This is a genomic window from Actimicrobium sp. CCI2.3 (assembly GCF_035019065.1).
Classification (GTDB): Bacteria; Pseudomonadota; Gammaproteobacteria; order Burkholderiales; family Burkholderiaceae_D; genus Actimicrobium.
This window is the reverse complement of record NZ_JASJWR010000040.1, coordinates 16,972-34,303: the sequence shown is the minus strand read 5'-3', so window position 1 is coordinate 34,303 and position 17,332 is coordinate 16,972. Positions and strand designations below refer to the sequence as shown.

The 17,332-nt window shown below is 58.4% G+C and carries 18 protein-coding genes; 13 read left to right on the top strand and 5 right to left on the bottom strand.

Annotated features, from left to right (window positions below):
- The first annotated feature begins 122 nt into the window (after positions 1-122).
- From QN370_RS18445 to QN370_RS18430, 4 genes are all read left to right on the top strand, one after another.
- Positions 123-944 carry a CheR family methyltransferase gene (locus tag QN370_RS18445; RefSeq protein WP_322128183.1) on the top strand — a complete coding sequence of 274 codons (822 nt, stop codon included), beginning with the start codon at positions 123-125 and terminating at the stop codon, positions 942-944.
- Complete coding sequence (locus QN370_RS18440; RefSeq protein ID WP_322128182.1) at positions 941-1,459, top strand: chemotaxis protein CheD; 519 nt, start codon at positions 941-943, stop codon at positions 1,457-1,459. Before QN370_RS18445 ends, QN370_RS18440 begins: the two co-directional genes overlap by 4 nt.
- Positions 1,456-2,532, top strand: a complete 1,077-nt coding sequence (locus QN370_RS18435; RefSeq protein ID WP_322128181.1) for a chemotaxis response regulator protein-glutamate methylesterase — start codon at positions 1,456-1,458, stop codon at positions 2,530-2,532. The genes QN370_RS18440 and QN370_RS18435 overlap by 4 nt, the downstream gene beginning before the upstream one ends.
- Before the next feature lie 119 nt (positions 2,533-2,651).
- Positions 2,652-3,107, top strand: coding sequence for a pyridoxamine 5'-phosphate oxidase family protein (locus QN370_RS18430; RefSeq protein WP_322128180.1), 456 nt, complete (start codon positions 2,652-2,654; stop codon positions 3,105-3,107).
- A gap of 138 nt (positions 3,108-3,245) precedes the next feature.
- Here QN370_RS18430 and QN370_RS18425 read toward each other — a convergent pair whose 3' ends face one another.
- Entirely contained in the window at positions 3,246-4,085 is an 840-nt protein-coding gene (locus QN370_RS18425; protein ID WP_322128179.1) for a universal stress protein, read from the bottom strand.
- A 317-nt stretch (positions 4,086-4,402) separates the two neighbouring features.
- On the opposite strand from QN370_RS18425, the gene QN370_RS18420 reads away from it, so the two are divergent.
- Positions 4,403-6,145 carry a PHA/PHB synthase family protein gene (locus QN370_RS18420; protein WP_322128178.1) on the top strand — a complete coding sequence of 581 codons (1,743 nt, stop codon included), beginning with the start codon at positions 4,403-4,405 and terminating at the stop codon, positions 6,143-6,145.
- A 62-nt stretch (positions 6,146-6,207) separates the two neighbouring features.
- Here QN370_RS18420 and QN370_RS18415 read toward each other — a convergent pair whose 3' ends face one another.
- Positions 6,208-7,875, bottom strand: a complete 1,668-nt coding sequence (locus QN370_RS18415; protein WP_322129171.1) for an L-lactate permease — start codon at positions 7,873-7,875, stop codon at positions 6,208-6,210.
- Between the two features lie 252 nt (positions 7,876-8,127).
- Here QN370_RS18415 and QN370_RS18410 point away from each other — a divergent pair, with 252 nt between their 5' ends.
- From QN370_RS18410 to QN370_RS18375, 8 genes are all read left to right on the top strand, one after another.
- A complete protein-coding gene (locus QN370_RS18410; protein ID WP_322128177.1) occupies positions 8,128-8,382 on the top strand; it encodes a hypothetical protein in 255 nt (84 codons plus the stop codon).
- A gap of 388 nt (positions 8,383-8,770) precedes the next feature.
- Complete coding sequence (locus QN370_RS18405; RefSeq protein ID WP_322128176.1) at positions 8,771-8,920, top strand: hypothetical protein; 150 nt, start codon at positions 8,771-8,773, stop codon at positions 8,918-8,920.
- 251 nt (positions 8,921-9,171) lie between these two features.
- Entirely contained in the window at positions 9,172-9,390 is a 219-nt protein-coding gene (locus QN370_RS18400) for a (2Fe-2S)-binding protein (RefSeq protein WP_322128175.1), read from the top strand.
- Complete coding sequence (locus tag QN370_RS18395) at positions 9,391-10,062, top strand: energy transducer TonB (RefSeq protein WP_322128174.1); 672 nt, start codon at positions 9,391-9,393, stop codon at positions 10,060-10,062. It abuts the gene before it with no gap.
- Positions 10,063-10,073: 11 nt separating this feature from the next.
- Positions 10,074-10,790, top strand: coding sequence for a MotA/TolQ/ExbB proton channel family protein (locus QN370_RS18390; RefSeq protein ID WP_322128173.1), 717 nt, complete (start codon positions 10,074-10,076; stop codon positions 10,788-10,790).
- Positions 10,790-11,206: a biopolymer transporter ExbD gene (locus tag QN370_RS18385; RefSeq protein ID WP_322128172.1), complete on the top strand. Its 417-nt coding sequence runs from the start codon at positions 10,790-10,792 to the stop codon at positions 11,204-11,206. The genes QN370_RS18390 and QN370_RS18385 overlap by 1 nt, the downstream gene beginning before the upstream one ends.
- 94 nt (positions 11,207-11,300) lie before the next feature.
- A complete protein-coding gene (locus QN370_RS18380) occupies positions 11,301-13,424 on the top strand; it encodes a TonB-dependent siderophore receptor (protein WP_322128171.1) in 2,124 nt (707 codons plus the stop codon).
- Positions 13,425-13,436: 12 nt separating this feature from the next.
- Positions 13,437-14,132, top strand: coding sequence for a Fe2+-dependent dioxygenase (locus tag QN370_RS18375; protein ID WP_322128170.1), 696 nt, complete (start codon positions 13,437-13,439; stop codon positions 14,130-14,132).
- Positions 14,133-14,581: 449 nt separating this feature from the next.
- Here QN370_RS18375 and QN370_RS18370 read toward each other — a convergent pair whose 3' ends face one another.
- The 3 genes from QN370_RS18370 to QN370_RS18360 form a co-directional block, all read right to left on the bottom strand.
- Entirely contained in the window at positions 14,582-15,016 is a 435-nt protein-coding gene (locus QN370_RS18370) for a type II toxin-antitoxin system VapC family toxin (protein WP_322128169.1), read from the bottom strand.
- Positions 15,013-15,267, bottom strand: a complete 255-nt coding sequence (locus QN370_RS18365; RefSeq protein WP_322128168.1) for an AbrB/MazE/SpoVT family DNA-binding domain-containing protein — start codon at positions 15,265-15,267, stop codon at positions 15,013-15,015. The genes QN370_RS18370 and QN370_RS18365 overlap by 4 nt, the downstream gene beginning before the upstream one ends.
- A gap of 164 nt (positions 15,268-15,431) precedes the next feature.
- Positions 15,432-17,324, bottom strand: a complete 1,893-nt coding sequence (locus QN370_RS18360; RefSeq protein WP_322128167.1) for an MFS transporter — start codon at positions 17,322-17,324, stop codon at positions 15,432-15,434.
- Positions 17,325-17,332: the final 8 nt, after the last annotated feature.

The window sequence follows — 17,332 nt, the reverse complement described above, 5'->3', positions numbered from 1 at the left end:
TGAATATCTCTGCCTGTTTTTTAAGCAAATTCAGGTCTTGACTGTGCTTTGCTTGTTCAAGTCCGACAGGCTGCTAGGCCTGTCAGTACATCGAAAGGAGTTTTTTTGTTGAATGGTTTGCTATGGAATTGAACGCCCTGAGCGAGCGCGAGTTTTCCACCATCCGCGACCTGCTGTTTCGTGAAACCGGCATTGCGCTGACACCGGCCAAAAAGGCGCTGATTTGCGGACGCCTGTTCAAGCGTATCCAGGTACTCGGGCTGGCCTCGTACGGCGAGTATTTCGCGTACCTGCTATCGGGCCAGCATCCGGTCGAGTTGCAGACCGCGATCGATTTGCTGACCACCAACGAGACCTATTTTTTTCGCGAAGCCAAGCATTTTTCGATGTTGTCGACAGTCGCCGAAGCGGCCCCGCGCAACCGGACTTTCCGGGTCTGGAGCGCTGCCTGCTCGACCGGCGAAGAGGTCTACACGATTGCGATGACGCTGGCCGAACTCGGTCGCGTCGGCCGCGCACCCAACTGGGAAATCCGCGGCTCCGACATCAGCACGCGTGTGCTGGAAACCGCTCGACGCGCCAATTACAGTTTTGACCGGACGCACGAAATTCCGCCGGATTACCTGCGCCGGTATTGCCTGCAGGGTTCCGGTCCTTATGAAGGTTCCTTGCTCATTGACCGGGCCCTGCGCGATAAAACGGAATTTGCGCAGATCAATCTGATCGAACCGTTGCCTGATCTGGTGCCGTTCGATGTGATCTTCCTGCGCAATGTATTGATCTATTTTGATCCACCCGTCAAACGCAAGGTGGTCGGACAACTGCTGTCGGCACTGGTGCCCGGTGGCGTGCTGTTTGTCGGCATGGCCGAGAGCCTCAACGGACTTATCGACGGCTTGATTTCATTTGGTCCCGGTGCGTATTGCATGGAACGGCGTCAATGAATCCGATCCCCTTTTCGAGTCTGGCCGAGCGCGAAATTTTTCTCAATCCGGGTGAGCTGGGTGTGGGCTTCCGGCGCGAAGTCTTCGGCACGCTGCTCGGTTCCTGTGTCGCAATCACGCTCTGGCATCCGGCGCGCAAGCTGGGGTGCATCTGTCACTTCATCTTGCCAGTCGATGCCGTCGATGCCAAGGAGCGGCGCGCCAGCGGTCGTTATGGCGAAACCGCTTTTGCGCTGATGCAGGCTGAACTGCTGCGCAATGGCGTGCGACTGAGCGAATGTGTTGCCAAGATATTTGGTGGCGGTCGCATGTTCGGAGCTGGTTTTCTGGTCAACGATATCGGTGAGCGTAATATCGCTGTGGCCCGGAAGATGGTGCAGCACGCCGGATTGGCCATTACGGCTGAACATGTCGGTAGCAATGGCTACCGACGTTTGTATTTCGATGTCGCCACCGGCGACGTCTGGTTGAAGTTCGACTGGATAGACTCTGATCAAAAAGATGTGGTCCTATGACAAACGTAATCAAGGTAATGATCGTCGATGACTCGGCCGTAGTACGCCAGGTCCTGACGGCGCTGTTGTCGAAAGATCCGCACATCCAGGTCCTGTCGTCGGCGGCTGACCCGATTCTGGCGCAGGAAAAAATGGCGGTGGAATGGCCCGATGTACTCATTCTCGATGTCGAGATGCCGCGCATGGATGGCATTACCTTCCTGAAAAAAATCATGAGCGAGCGGCCTACGCCGGTGGTGATCTGTTCGACGCTGACGGAAAAAGGGGCCGAGACGACAATGCAGGCACTGGCGGCGGGGGCAGTCAGTTATGTGACCAAGCCCAAGCTGGGGCTCAAGGATTTTTTGTCGGAATCGGCTGTCGAGCTGATCCGCAGTGTCAAGCAGGCTGCGCTATCGAAACCAAAGCGCTTCGCCCGCGAGTCGATCACCGCACCGCAAGCCAGTGCGAACACGGCCCGCAACGACAAGCCACTGCCTCCCGGTGCACTGGCGCAGACGACCGACAAGGTCATCGCAATCGGCACCTCGACCGGCGGCACACAGGCGCTGGAAGTGATACTGACCGCCTTGCCGCGGGTTTCGGCAGGCATCGTCGTCGTGCAGCACATGCCGGAAAAATTCACTGCGCTGTTCGCTAACCGTCTTAATACCTTGTGTGCAATTGAAGTGCGCGAAGCACGCCACGGCGACCGGGTCATGCCGGGCCGTGCGCTGATCGCACCCGGTGGTCTGCATATGCGACTAACTCGTAGCGGCGCTTACTATCAGGTAGAAGTGCTCGACGGGCCGCCGGTCAACCGCCACAAGCCATCGGTCGATGTACTGTTCAAGTCGGTTGCACAGGTGGCTGGTCGTAACGCACTTGGGATCATCATGACCGGCATGGGCGACGACGGTGCACGTGGCTTGCGTGACATGCATGACGCCGGCGCACCGACGGTCGGACAGGATGAAGCCAGTTGCGTGGTCTATGGCATGCCGCGCGAGGCAGTCAAATTGGGTGCCGTCGATGTCGAGATGCCGCTGGACCGGATCGCTGCGGAGATGGTGCGGTTTTATCAGCGCGGCTGAGTCTGCTTCCGGATGGTTTCGCGTTCACCACCGTCAATTTACCGGGGTGCTGACCGGGATCAATGTTGCTGACGCAAGCCAGTCAGACACTGGAACCCTATTTTGCTCCGGAGTCATTAATGGATACCCGTCAACATAAATTCATTCGTCACATCATCGACATCGGCAAGGACATGACGCTGGCCACGATGCGGCCGGATGGCTTTCCACAGGCCACGACAGTCAGTTATGCCAACGACGACCTGGTTCTGTATGTCGGCATTGGCATCCATAGCCAGAAAGCCAGCAATATTCGCTACTGCAACAAGGTGTCGTTGACGATCAATGCCAGTTACGTGGACTGGGATGATATCCAGGGTCTGTCGATTGCTGCGTACGCGCGGATTCTGGAAGAGCCCGACGCGATACGTCATGCAAGCGAACGCATGGCGCGACGCTATCCGCAGGTGGCAAAGTGGACCGGTGAGTATCCGTTTGAAAGTTCGGACGTTATCCTGCTGGAGATTCGGCCAGTGATTGTGTCGATGCTCGATTATCGGCAGGGTTTCGGTCATACCGAGCTTGTTACGCTTTGATCTGCCGTGAGCCGCCGTGAGCCGCCATGAGCCCGTGATCTCGTAATCGTTTGACAGAATGGTTGCCTCACTTGAGGCGATGCCCGGTAGTGGCGTGGGCACGGTTTTTTGTGCCGACGCGCGCCACCCGAGGCACTACTAATGGGACATCAGAACAGGCAGCGTGATGGAATCAAGGATGGTCCGGCTGACTCCCCCGAGCAAGACTTCACGGAACCGCGAATGTCCGTAGCAGCCCATTACCAGCAGGTCGGCATGGAGATCGGCGGCCAGTGACAGCAAGGCTTCGCCGACCGGAATCTCGACCTGCTCCTGACGCACGTTGGCCTTCACGTGATGTCGTGCCAGATACAGGGCGATATCGGCACCGGGCTCCTCGCCGTGGTTGGCCGGATCTTGCTGTGCATTGAAGACGGCGACCTCGACCGATTTGGCCGCCTGCAGGAAGGGCAGTGCGTTGCGAACTGCCTTCGCCGCTTCCTGACCACCATCCCAGGCAATCAGAATGTGCTCGGGCTTCAGCGGATAGGAACCGACATACGGAATGATCAGGACCGGACAGCCACCGTTGAGGGTGACGTATTCGGGGAGGTCGGCATAGACCGACGGAATGCTGCCTTCAGGATCGTATTGGCCAAGGATGACGAGGTCGCAATAGCGTGCGCGCAAGGCCAGGCAGCCTTCGGCTTCGTCGTCGGCCAGATGCTTTTCATAGGAGCTGACGCCGAGCTGTCGTACCTTGTCTTCAAAGTGCTGGAGTCGCGCGCTTGCCCGCTCGCGCAGGGTGTCCATGTACGGGCCGATGCCTGCCTCGCTTGCGGCGGTAGCCATCGATTCGTAGAAGTAGCGTGAAATACCGGTAGTGGCGAGTCCGATCAGATGGGCTTCGTGGGTAAGGGCCAGTTGCGCGGCCAGATTGATGCGGGCATCGATGTTGGGTGATTCGTCGAGATGGATGAGTATGGTCTTGTAAGACATGAAGCAGCTCCTGGTAACGGATGACCTGGCCTTGCAGAGAAGGATTTTCTTCGGGCTGACAACCGTTGTGCGGTGTGGATGCAACAACAACAGCGATCGTAACGTCTGAGTGTAGTGCGGCCAGCCTGGCAAGTCGATATGCGTCTTAGCCATCTCTGGCTTGATTGATTGTTACTTGATCCACATCAACCGTTGGTCGTTGCTGCAGTCCGGCTCGCGCTGCGGCATCGTACGATAGGCCGCTTCGATGTGGTTCTCCGCTCATGTGGTTCTCCACTCATGTGCCTTTTTACCCATTTATTCTCGGAAGAAAAACGATGCCTTTAGCGCCACGGCGGCAATATGACGACCACTGGAGTGTGTCGCCGACCAGTCTCGACCGTCTGCTGCACGGTCTGGTTGGTCGGCTTACCTCGGGTATTTCGCCGGCGGCGCTGGGTCTGGCCGGGATCGACTGGTGGCTGCATCTGTCGACTTCACCGGGCAAGCAATGGCAGTTAATCGGACAGGTATTGCGGCAGCAGTCTCGACTGACCAGTTATACGCTCGCGCTGGCACAAGGCCAGGCTCCCCGACGCTGTATCGAGCCGTTACCGCAGGACCATCGTTTCGATGATCCTGCCTGGCAACGTTGGCCATTCAACTGGCTGTCGCAAGGTTTTTTGCTGCAGCAGCAGTGGTGGCATCATGCGACAAACGGTATCGGCGGGATGTCGGCCCACCACGAACAGGTGGTGGCCTTTGTCGCGCGACAGTGTCTTGATGTGGTGTCACCGTCCAATCATCCGCTGGCCAATCCGGTGGTGCTCGACGCCACCTTGCGCGAATCCGGTGCCAACCTGCTGCGCGGCCAGCAACTTCTGCTGGAGGACTGGCAACATAGTCTGGCCGGGCAACAGCCTCCGGAGGCCGAGCACTTTCGTCCGGGCCACGAGGTGGCGGCGACACCTGGCGAGGTGGTCTATCGCAACGAGCTCATTGAACTGATCCGTTACACGCCCGTCACCGAGACCGTGTTTGCCGAACCACTGCTCATCGTGCCGGCGTGGATCATGAAGTACTACATCCTCGACCTGTCGGGTCACAATTCGCTGGTGCGGTTTCTCATTGAGCGCGGTCATGTCGTCTTCATGATTTCGTGGCGTAACCCGGTCGCGGAAGATCGTGATCTGGGGATGGACGACTACTTGCAACATGGAGTTATCGATGCACTGCAGGCAGTGCGCGCAATCGTCCCGGGCGCGGCGATCAATGCGACTGGCTATTGTCTCGGCGGGACCTTGCTGGCGACGGCCGCTGCCTGGCTGGCACGGCACGACCCGACCCTGCTCAACGGTGTCACGCTGCTGGCGGCGCAAACCGACTTCACCGAAGCGGGCGAATTGCAACTGTTCATCGATGAGAGTCAGCTCGATTTTCTTGATGATCTGATGTGGCTGCAGGGTACGCTCGACAATCGCCAGATGGCCGGGGCGTTTCGGCTGCTGCGTTCAAATGATCTTGTCTGGTCCGCACTGGTCGACAATTACCTGATGGGACAGCGCGCATCGATGAATGACTTGATGGCATGGAATGCCGATACCACGCGTATGCCGTTCCGGATGCATAGCGAGTACCTGCGCAGTTTTTTCCTTGGCAACGACTTGTTTGCAGGACGTTATCGGGTTCAGGGTGCGGTGGTGTCGTTGTCCGATATCCGGGTTCCGGTATGCGCGGTGGCGACCGAAAAAGACCATGTCGCACCTTGGCGCTCGGTCTTCAAGATTGGGTTGCTGGCCGATACCGACATCTGTTTCATCCTTGCCAGCGGTGGACATAACGGCGGTATCGTCAGCGAGCCCGGACATCCCGGGCGGCATTACCGGATTGCGCAGCGCCATCCTGACATGCACTACGTGGGTCCCGACGAATGGCTGCGTGTGACCCCACCGCAGGAGGGATCGTGGTGGCCGGCATGGTCCGACTGGCTGGCGCAACAGTCGAGCGGGCGCATTGCAGCGCCCGCCAGTTGTCCAACTTCGCTCGGTCCTGCGCCCGGACAATACGTACTGCAACGGTGAGTTTGTGCAGTTTGTCGACGGATGTCGGGGCGCTGGTCGTCCTGCTTTTCTCCGACTGGCTCCTAGCGCACGACCATGCTGGTAAATGGCCAGACGTACGCCTGCAGCGTGATCAGACCGCCGACCAGCAAGGCCAGTGCAATCGAGTGAAAGAACACGTAGCGCAGGATGTCGCCTTCATGGCCATACCATTTGGTCGCGGTCGAGGCGACGACGATGGATTGGGCGTCGATCATCTTGCCCATCACACCGCCGGCGCTATTGGCTGCAGCCATCAGAACCGGAGGCAGACCAAGTTGCTCGGCCGTGGTTTTTTGCAAGCTGCCGAACAGCACATTGGCCGCCGTGTCCGAACCGGTCAGCGCGACGCCGAGCCAGCCGAGCAGGGTGCCGAACAATGGGTAGAACACGCCGGTGTGGGCAAAGGCCAGGCCAAGCGTTGCATCGAGCCCGGAATATTTGGTCAGGTACCCGACACCGAACATGGCGCAGATGGTCAGCAGCGAATACTTGACCGTCTTGATGGTTTCCCAGTACTCGCGCAGGATACGCGGGATCGAATAACCCATCAGCAGTCCGGCCACCAGTGCCGACAGCAGGATGCCGGTGCCGGCCATTGACAACACATTGAAGTTAAACACGGCTGCTTCGAGGAAGGGCTCTTTCGCGACCGGCGGCATCTTCATGATCATCTTGTCGAGTCCCGGCACCGCCAGCTTGAACGACCACAGCGCATCCACCATTTTCTTGAATACCGGCGTACCCCAGACGAACACGAACACGGACAGGATTGCCCACGGCATCCAGGCCTTTGCGGTGCTGATGGTGCCATTGCCGGTCGGAATGAATGGCTCCGGTGGAGGCACGTCCTGAGCGGATGTATCGTTGCGCTTGCCCAGCTTGGTCGAGGTCCAGATCTTCTTCGGTTGCCAGACTTTCAGGAACAGCGTGAGTGAACCCATCGAGATGATTGAAGCAATCACGTCGACCAGCCACGGACCGTGGTAGTTCGAGACCACGAACTGCGGAATCGCAAAGGCGGCACCGGCGACCAGGATGGCTGGCCAGATTTCACGCATGCCCTTGAAACCGGCAAATGCCCAGATCAGCCAGAACGGCACCAGCAACGAGAAAAACGGCAACTGACGACCGATCATCGACGACAGGTCCAGCAAATCGATACCGGTCACGGCCGACAGCGCGATCACGGGCGCACCCAGTGCACCGTAGGCGACGGGTGCCGTGTTGGCGATCAGCGCCAGGCCAGATGCGGCCAGCGGCGAAAAGCCCAGACCGATCAGGATGGCACCGGTCACGGCAACGGGCGTACCAAAGCCGGCTGCGCCCTCAAAGAATGCACCGAAACAAAAGGCCACCAGCAGCAACTGCAAACGGCGGTCTTCGGTAATCCCGCCTATGCTGTCTTGCAGCACCTTGAAATAGCCGTTAAGCGTAGTCAGGCGGTGCAGGAAGATGATGTTCAGAACGATCCAGCCAATCGGAAAAAGTCCCGATGCAATACCAAAAGCCGCTGCCTTGCCGGCCATGCTGACTGGCATGCCAAAGATCATGGCAGCAATGCCGATGCCGATCAGTAGCGCCAGTGCGGCAGCCAGGTGGGCACGCATGTGAAAGTAAGCCAGCGCAATCAGCAGGACGGCGACTGGTACCGCCGCAGCGAGTGTGGACAAGGCAAGACTGCCAAGGGGGTCATAAATTTGTTGCCAGATCATGGGTGATTCCTGAGGGGGTTTGAGGGAACTTGGTCATCACAATTGACAACTTTACGGCTGGCAATTAGTCGAAAGCACGGATGTTACGACAGCTTCATCGAGTTTTAGTTATTGTTTTTTACAAAATTTTGATTGCCGACTCTTACCGACTGCAATTGATTCATCAACAGATGTGAACAGCCACCGTGTTTTGCCCGTTCGTCTGCTAGGATCAGAAGCGTTAATGACTTTCTGATAGGGGATGCCACCATGTCCGAACCAAGCCGTAATGAGCAGTTTGCCGCCGAATTCAACCAGCGTTTCGAGGCATTGATTGACTGGGCCAACGCCAACTGGCCCGAAAAAAATCAGCCACTGGTCCCTGAAGATTTCGGCGCGTCACGCCGCGAAATCGCCTTGCTGCTGGGTGCGCGGTTATTCGCCAGTAAGCCGTATGACGCCGGCCCGGACCCATCCGATGGCGGCGAACAGTACGTCAACGTTTCGCCGGCACCTTGGCCCTGATCCTTCGCATTGTCTTTCAGGTACGTGCGTGTCCTCCCTGCAAAAATCCGCTAACCGGCCGTGATTGGTTGTCCTTTTGTGGCTGGAAAAAACCCGGAAAATGTCCGGGTTAGTAGCGCACCAGGTGTCAATTCACAGGAAGCGGAAGAGCTTCATTTTGGCATCAGGACTGTCTCGATTGCATTGATCACACCGTTCGATTGGGTGACCTCCCAGGCACGGATGCTGGTGGTATGACCGGTTTCATCTTTTTGTCGTATGTCGTCCCACGTCTTCACTATCTTATGGAACTGTCAACTAGTGAAACGCCATTCACGTTTAACAACGCAGGACGTGACAGTGGACACACGAGTTTCTCCAGGTCCATATTGAAGAAACGAGGTGTGCCATGTCGGACTCCAAGCAACCAACCAAAGAGCAAGTTCGTGAATATATGGTCCGTCGTCAGCGTGCGCGCAAGCCGCCTCCTGATCCGCGCGAAGTGCGTCGCCAGCTAGGCTGGGACTTGACAGAAATGCAGCGCAAGTCTTCGCGTTAAGACCGTTGTCGCAAGCTCCGCTCAACATGTTTCCTGTCAGAGCGGAGCGTTTTCTCAATCAGCCATCACGCAATGCGGCCCTCTGCCTTCTGCGCGCAGGGGATTCCATCGCGTCTTTATTTGCCGGATAAATTCTTGCATTTTGTCGGCAGATACTTAATAATCTAAACAAGAATCGTTCTCATTGAGCGGGGCCGAGTCGGACCGGGTGGATGCCGGCCCATTTTTTCATCGTATTTCACGAGGTATTCATGATTGTTTGCATCTGCAACAATGTGTCCGACCGGGCTATTCGCCAGGCAGTCAATGAGGGTGTGACGTCGATGGTCGCCTTGCGCTCGACGCTCAATGTGGGCACGTGCTGCGGCAAATGCCATCGCTGTGCCAAGAAGGTTTTGCGTGAATGTCTGAGCCAGTCGGCACCGGCTTCCCAGGTCATGGTGTTCCATCCGTCGATGATGGCGGCCTGATTGTTTTCATTGTTGTCACCAGTTGGGCACTGGCGTCGCGCCGGTTTGCTGTTGCTGATTCTGCTGGCGCATGGCGCATTGTTAGTTGCCTTGCAGAGTGGTTCGCCACAGACGGTAGTCCACACAGCGCCACGCGAACTCATTGCCAGTCTGATTGCGCCAGAGCCCGCACCTGAGCCAGCTCCCGTATCCCCACCAGTCAGGCTACCAGTTCCAAAAGTCGTGCCGGTGGTAAAAAAAGTCGCACCCTTGCCACCGGTGGCGCAAGCCACGACAGCGGCTCCGTCACTGCCACCGCAAGAGACGAGTACTGCGGTCGTTGCACCATCGGTGCCGCAACCGCCGTCGAGCCCTGCTCCCGCTGTCATCGCGCCAATGACTGCGCCAGCCCAACCCAAAACGATCTCCGGCGTGCAGTACCTGGAAGCGCCACAACCGGTTTATCCGCCGCTGGCCAGGCGTGCCGGTGAGGAAGGCAAGGTCATTTTGCGCGTACTGGTGAGTCAGCAAGGGCGCGCCGAACAGGTCGAGTTACGCACGTCCTCCGGTTTCGACCGGCTTGATGAATCAGCCCGACAGTCGGTGCTGAAGGCACGTTTCCGGCCGCATCTCGAGGACGGTCTGGCCGTTGCGGTCTACGCGCTGGTATCGATCAATTTTTCAATTCAATAAAAGGACACATCATGGAAGTTAGCCCGTACGGACTGGAGAGTCTCTGGCAGCAGGGAGATGTCGTCATCAAGAGTGTCGCATTGCTGCTGGTCGCGATGTCGGTGGCATCGTGGTTCGTGATCATCACGCGTGGGGTGCAACTGCTGCGCCTGCGTCGCTCGGCGGCCCTGGTTGGTTTGCGATTCTGGGATGCCAGCTCGATGGCGCAGGGCGTCGAGCGGCTCGGTCGCGACAACCCGTTCGCCGAACTGGCACAAGCAGGCAATGCAGCGATGGCGCACCACGCGACGCACCAGGGCCATCTGCATGACCAGCTCTCGAAATCAGACTGGGTCACGATGTCATTGCGGCAGGGGATTGATGATGCCGCAGGACGGTTACAGCAAGGCATGGCGGTACTCGCTTCGGTCGGTTCGACTGCACCGTTTGTCGGTCTGTTCGGCACCGTCTGGGGGATCTATCACGCGCTGGTCGCCATCGGCACCAGTGGCCAGGCCGGGATCGACAAGGTCGCCGGTCCAGTGGGCGAGTCACTGATCATGACCGCGCTCGGACTGGCGGTCGCGATACCGGCGACCTTTGGCTACAACGCGCTGGTACGCGGCAACAAGTCAACGCTGGCACAACTCAACAAGTTCGGCTTTGATTTGCATGCGTGGTTTGTCACCGGCGCACGTTCGGGACAGGGCACGTCGCCTGCTGATTTAACACTGGCCAGGAGCACCTGATGGCAATGGGCTCCCTGTCCGAGCAGGACGATGACTTCCATCCCGAGATCAACACCACGCCGCTGGTCGATGTGATGCTGGTGTTGCTGGTGATTTTCATCATGACGATACCGGTGCTGAACCACAGCGTGAAAATCGACTTGCCGCGTGCCAGCAGCGAGCCGGATGCCAGCAAGCCCGACAGCATCAATCTGTCCATCGACGGTGCCGGTCAGGCTTACTGGAACAGCGAAGCCATCGACGCGCAGCAATTGCAAGTGCGTATCGCCACGGCGGCGCAAGCGCAGCCGCAACCAGAGCTGCACCTGCGCGCCGAACGGACCACCCAGTATGAAAAAGTCGCGCAAGTGATGGCGGCGGCGCAGGCCGGTGGCTTGAACAAGATCGGCTTCATGACCGAACCGGTCGCCAAATAATTTTCACTTCAGAGCAAGCCACTCCTGTTTTTCCGGATAGCCAGCCAACCGTTGCAGCTTGCTGCAAACCATGCTTATTTTTTCGGAGAAACCCATGTCGTATAACCCCCGTTTGTTGCCGCTTGGCGCAATGATCGCCGCCTTTTCGATGACAACTGCCCACGCCCAGACGCAAACTCAAACTCAGGAAAGCGCCGCCAGCCTGCCCACCATTGATGTCAATGCCGCCCGTGAAGACTCCGGCTATCAGGGACTCACGTCCCGCATTGGCAAGACCGCGCAGCCCTTGCGCGATATCCCGCAAGCGGTGACCGTCGTGACCAAACAGCTGATCGAGGATCGCAATGCCGACACGCTCAAGGAAGCGCTGCGCAATGTCGCCGGCCTGACCTTCAATGCCGGCGAGGGCGGTCGCATTGGTGACAACGTGACCTTGCGCGGTTACTCGCTGGTGGGTGATCTGTACCTCGATGGCATGCGCGACATCGCCCAGTACAACCGCGAGACTTTTAATATCGAGCAGGTCGATGTCTTGCGCGGATCAGCCTCGATGCTGTTCGGACGCGGTTCGACCGGTGGCGTCGTCAATCAGGTCAGCAAGAAGCCGTTCCTGTTCGATACCAACGCAGCCAGCGTCACGGTCGGCAGCGATGCCTACAAGCGTGGCACGGTCGACCTCAACAAGGTCGTCGGCGAGAACGCCGCAGTCCGCCTCAATGTCATGAAGACCGACACCAACAGCTTCCGCGATGGCGTCAGCAGCGAGCGCCTCGGCATTGCGCCCTCGGTCAGCTGGGGCATCGGCACCCGCAACGAATTCAACCTGTCGTACTACTATTTGAAGGGTGACAGCGTGCCCGATTTCGGCGTGCCGTACTTTCAGGGCAAGCCGCTCAACGTGCCGGTCAATACCTTTTACGGTTTGCCCGGAGAGGACAGCCAGAAAGAAGAAACCAGCATCCTGACGGCCAGCTGGATCCACCGTTTCGACAAGGACACCGAGTTGCGCTCCATCCTGCGCAAGGCCGATTACGACCGCGACCTGTGGGCCGTTGCGCCGCGCCTGGCCGCACGCACCGTCAGCATCAATCCCGACACCGTCATCAATCGCCAGGCCCAGCGTCGCGGCGGGGTCGAGCACACGCTAACCAGCCAGACCGACTTCACCACCACCGTCAACGCCGGCGGTTTCAAGCATGCCTTGCTGACTGGCGTCGAGCTGGTGCAGGAAGACGCCAATCGCTGGAATGTCGCCACCACGCCCGGCAATCCCGCCACCACAGTCGGCGATCCGAATCCTTATCCGGTGCTGCCAGCCGGCTATGGCGTGCGCAACCGTATCAACCCGGTCAGCTACAGCGCCCGCACCGTCGGCGTCTATGCGCAAGATACGATGTCGCTCAATGCGCAATGGAAGGTCGTCGGCGGTGCGCGCCACGATAGTTTTAGCGCCGACTATGATCGCGCCACCGGCGGGCCGCTGGAGCGCAACGACAATGTCTGGAGCTACCGCACCGGCCTGATTTTTCAGCCGTCCGAAACCGCCTCGTACTACGTCTCGTATGGCACCTCGTTCAACCCCTCCGGCGAGTTATATGCGCTCGACGATCGCACCACCAACACGCCACCCGAGAAAAGCCGCAACCTCGAAATCGGTGCCAAATGGGATCTGCTGGATGGCAACCTGATGCTGCGCACCGCGCTGTTCCGCTCCGAAAAAACCAACGAGCGCAACACCGATCTGGCCGAAACCAATCTGACCCAGAACCTGCTCTCGGGCAAGCGCCATACCGACGGCATCGAGTTTGAAACCGCCGGCAAGATCACCTCGCGCTGGGATATTTTTGGCGGACTGGCACTGATGAATGCGCGCATTGATGCCGCCACCGGCGACCAGGCCAACACGCTCGGCAAGACGCCGATCAACACGCCGAAATACACCGCCAATGTCTGGAGCACCTTCAAGCTCGATAACCGCTGGAAAGTCGGCGGCGGAGTCGAGGCGGTCGGCAAGCGCTACGGCAATGCCACCAACCTCAGCGCGGCCCCGGCTTATGCGCGCTGGGATGGCTTGCTCGAATATCAGCGGGACAGTTACGCCATCAAGCTCAACGTCTTCAACCTGCTCGACAAGGATTATTACGAAGGCGTCTACGCCGGTCATACCGTACCGGGTACCAGCCGCACCTTCCAGCTATCGATGTCGACCAAGTTTTAAGGAAATCTGACCATGTTGTTGCGCATCCCCGCATTGCTTTCCCCGACGGCACTGGCAGCGTGCCGCAAGCTGATCGATCAGGCGGATTGGGCCGACGGCAAGCTGACTGCCGGCTTGCAATCGGCGCGTGTCAAGAACAACCGCCAATTACCGGAGGACGACGTCGCAGCGAACGCCGCCCGCGCCATCGTCATCGCAGCGCTCGGCAAGAGTGCGTTGTTCATGACGGGCGCGCTGCCCAAAAAAACCTATCCGCCGCTGTTCAACCGGTATGACGGCGCGGCCAACGCCTTCGGCAGTCACATCGACAATGCCGTGCGGACCTCGGTGGTCAGCGGCAGTTGGGTGCGCACCGACTTGTCGGCCACGCTGTTTTTGTCGGACCCGGCCAGCTACGACGGCGGCGAACTGGTCATTGAGGGAAGCTTCGGTACGCAGGAAGTCAAGCTGGCCGCGGGCGACCTGATCCTGTATCCGGCATCAAGCCGGCACCAGGTCATGCCGGTCACGCGTGGTACGCGGCTGGCGTGTTTTTTCTGGATCGAAAGCATGGTGCGCGAGGACGCCCGCCGGCAGTTGTTATTCGACCTCGACATGGCCATCCTGTCCCTGCGCAGTGCGGTTCCCGAAGGGCAGCCCGAGCCGGACGAGGTCGTCAAGCTGACCGGCTGTTATCACAATTTATTGCGTATGTGGGCAGACACTTGAACCACCTTTCGGTGCAATGCCCTGCGGTTATTGCACCCACCGTGAGTGCATTGCATAAGAGTTGGCTGGTTTGATTAAACGCAAAGGGCTTCCGTGCTCCGGGAATTTTCCACATCCCTCAGCGTCTCCACAAAACACATCGCTTTGTGGAGACGTGTCATGAAGATCCCCGAAAAGTTGCAGATCCCAGCGCTCGTATTCAGCATCCAAGCCGGTATGCTGGCGGCGCTGGCGTTGATTTTTCTGCTGCTGGTGCCGCACTAAACAAACCTTGCAGCGCAGCCCGCAAGCCAACGAACACTTGTCGTTCCGCAGTCGCTTCCAAAGGCGTGGGGTGAATACGGGATTTTTGCGCCCACGCGTGTGATCTGCCGAACGGTGAAAATTGATTGCGGTTGTTCACGCGTGCGCGCTGGCACTTGAAAGTCCAGCCTTGCGGTGTGGACCATTCACGGCACTCTGGTGCTGTCAAGTTGCTGTGCTGCCTGGTCGAAAGTAAAAACGCCTTCGTTGGCTACGCCGAAATGCTGCATGACGATGCGTGCCTTGTGGACGATCAGCGCATCGGGAAAGTCAATGTGGCGCACACCGCCTGCTGTCTTCACTGGGCTGGCGATCATGAAGTCATTTAACGCGGACCAGACAGCCTGCTGACTTTCAAACACAATATTGGGCTCTTCCAGAAGGGTGGAGATCACTGCCACGATGTCTTCTTTCAATGCCTTGTAGCGCTTTCCTTTTAGCGTCCATATTGTTTCAACCAGCACGATATCCGTCAGTAATATTTTGGTGGTGCCAGCGAAAAGCTGATGGACCCGTGCCGCCTGGGAAGGGTCGTCACCGAGCAAGTGCCGCAGCAGGACATTGGTATCGACGGCAATCATGCCGCACGTTTTCGCTTCGGATGAACGCCATGTTTCTCGCTGAGCGCGTCTTGTAGCGACGCTTCGTCAGACATCTTTTCGTCAATCTTCAAGTGACGCAAAATCCCCGCGCTGCTGCCTGCTTTCATTTTAATGAGAGTAATGCGTCCGAGGTGTTCGACAATCGAGAGATCATCGCCGGGCTGGACAATGAGCCGGTCACACAGTTCTTTGGGCAGGGTGACTTGCCGTTTCTGGCTCAGGATAGACATGCCGTTCTCCTTACTTTTTCAGTTAAAGTAAAGATAGGTTGATGGCTTTGTGAAGTCAAGTGCCATGCTCGTAGCTGTAGACCTCATACAGATGGGTGGGTGCAATGCCCTGCGGTTATTGCACCCTATTCGCGTAGATGTCGTAGCGAAGTTCGCTGACCTCTTCAAGTCGCGAGAAGCTCCGCGACCCGGGCTTGCAGTGCGGCCGGCGTGACCTCTGCCGGTTGCAGTGCGCTCCCGGCGACGAGGCCGACCGGATTGAACAAGCCGCGCCGGAATGGGCGCTTCATTGCTGAACCTTCGATGCGAGAGAAGGTCGAGCCCCAGAGGTTTTGCAGTGCCAGTGGCACAACCGGTACCGGGTTGTTCCCGAGCAGTTTCATCACGCCGCCCTTGAACTCGCCAAGCTGTCCGTTATTGGTCAGCACGCCTTCCGGGAAGATGCAAAGCAGTTCACCCTCGTCGAGCGTGGCGCGCGCGGCGGCGAATGCCTTTTCATAGGCGACCGGGTCGTCACGCTGTGACGCGATCGGGATTGCCTTGAGCAATCGAAAAAACCACCCGAGCACCGGCAGCGCAAAAATATGGTGATCCATGATGAAGCGGATCGGTCGCGGGCTCGCAGCCATCAGTAATACCGGGTCGACGAACGCGACGTGGTTGCAGACCAGGATCGCCGCACCCTCGGTCGGGATGTTTTCGCCACCCCGCACCGTGAAACGATAGACGAAGCGCGTGAACAGGAAGGCGACAAAGCGCAGGAAGTATTCGGGCACCAGCATGAAAATGTAGAACGCAACGATCGCATTGAGGATGCCGACGATCAGGAAGACTTGCGGGATCGTGAAGTTGGCCGCCAGCAGAACGCCCACCCCGACCGAACTCACGATCATGAACAGCGCATTGAGGATGTTGTTGGCTGCGATGATCCGTGCCCGGTGACTTGCCTTCGAGCGCAACTGCACCAGCGCGTACATCGGTACGCTGTACAGGCCAGCGAAGAGCGACAGTAGCGCCAGGTCGACCATCACCCGCCAGTGGTCGACGGTGCCGATGAACTGACCCAAGCTCAAGGCGCTTGAGGGCGACAGACCGCGCGAGGCAAAGTAGAGGTCGATCGCGAAGACGCTCATGCCGATTGCGCCTAGCGGTACGAGGCCGATCTCGACATGGCGCTTGCTGAGCACCTCGCACAGCAGCGAGCCGGTGCCGATACCGATCGAGAAGACGACCAGTAACAGCGAGGCGACTTGCTCGTCACCGTGCAGTACGTCCTTGGCGAAGGCCGGGAACAGCGACAGAAATACGGCCCCGAAGAACCACATCCACGAGATGCCGAGCAGCGAACGGAATACGACAATGTTCTGGTGCGCCAGTTTCAGGTTGGCCCAGGTTTCCGTGACCGGATTCCAGTTCATCTTCAGGTCCGGGTCGGTCGATGGCGACGCAGGAATTTGCTGCGCGATGACGCGACCGATCAAGGCGAGTGCGACGCAGCCGAACGCCACATAGTGACGTCCGAGTCCCGGGATCGCCACGAGCAGTCCGCCGCTGACCTGACCTAGCAGGATGGCCACAAAGGTTCCCATCTCGACCATGCCATTGCCGCCTGTCAGCTCACGCTCGTTCAGATGCTGCGGCAAATAGGCGAACTTGACCGGGCCGAAGATCGTCGAGTGCAGTCCCATCAGCAGCACGCACGCAAGCAGAATGGGCACGTTGACGAGCCAGAAGCCGACGCCGGCCAACAGCATGATGCCGATCTCAAGCCACTTCACGAAGCGGATCACGACGGTCTTGTCGAACTTGTCGGTCAGTTGCCCGCTCGTCGCCGAGAACAGCAGGAACGGCAAAATGAACAGTGCACCGATCACCAGCCCCGCCATGTTTGGTGGCATCCAGCTGACCGAGAGCTGGTAGGTCACCATCACTGTCAACGCAAACTTGAACAGGTTATCGTTCGCGGCACCGAGGAATTGCGTCCAGAAAAAGGGTGCGAAGCGCCGTTGCTTCAGCAATGAAAACTGGTTCGGTTGATCGTGTGCGGAGAGGGTCATCGGATTAC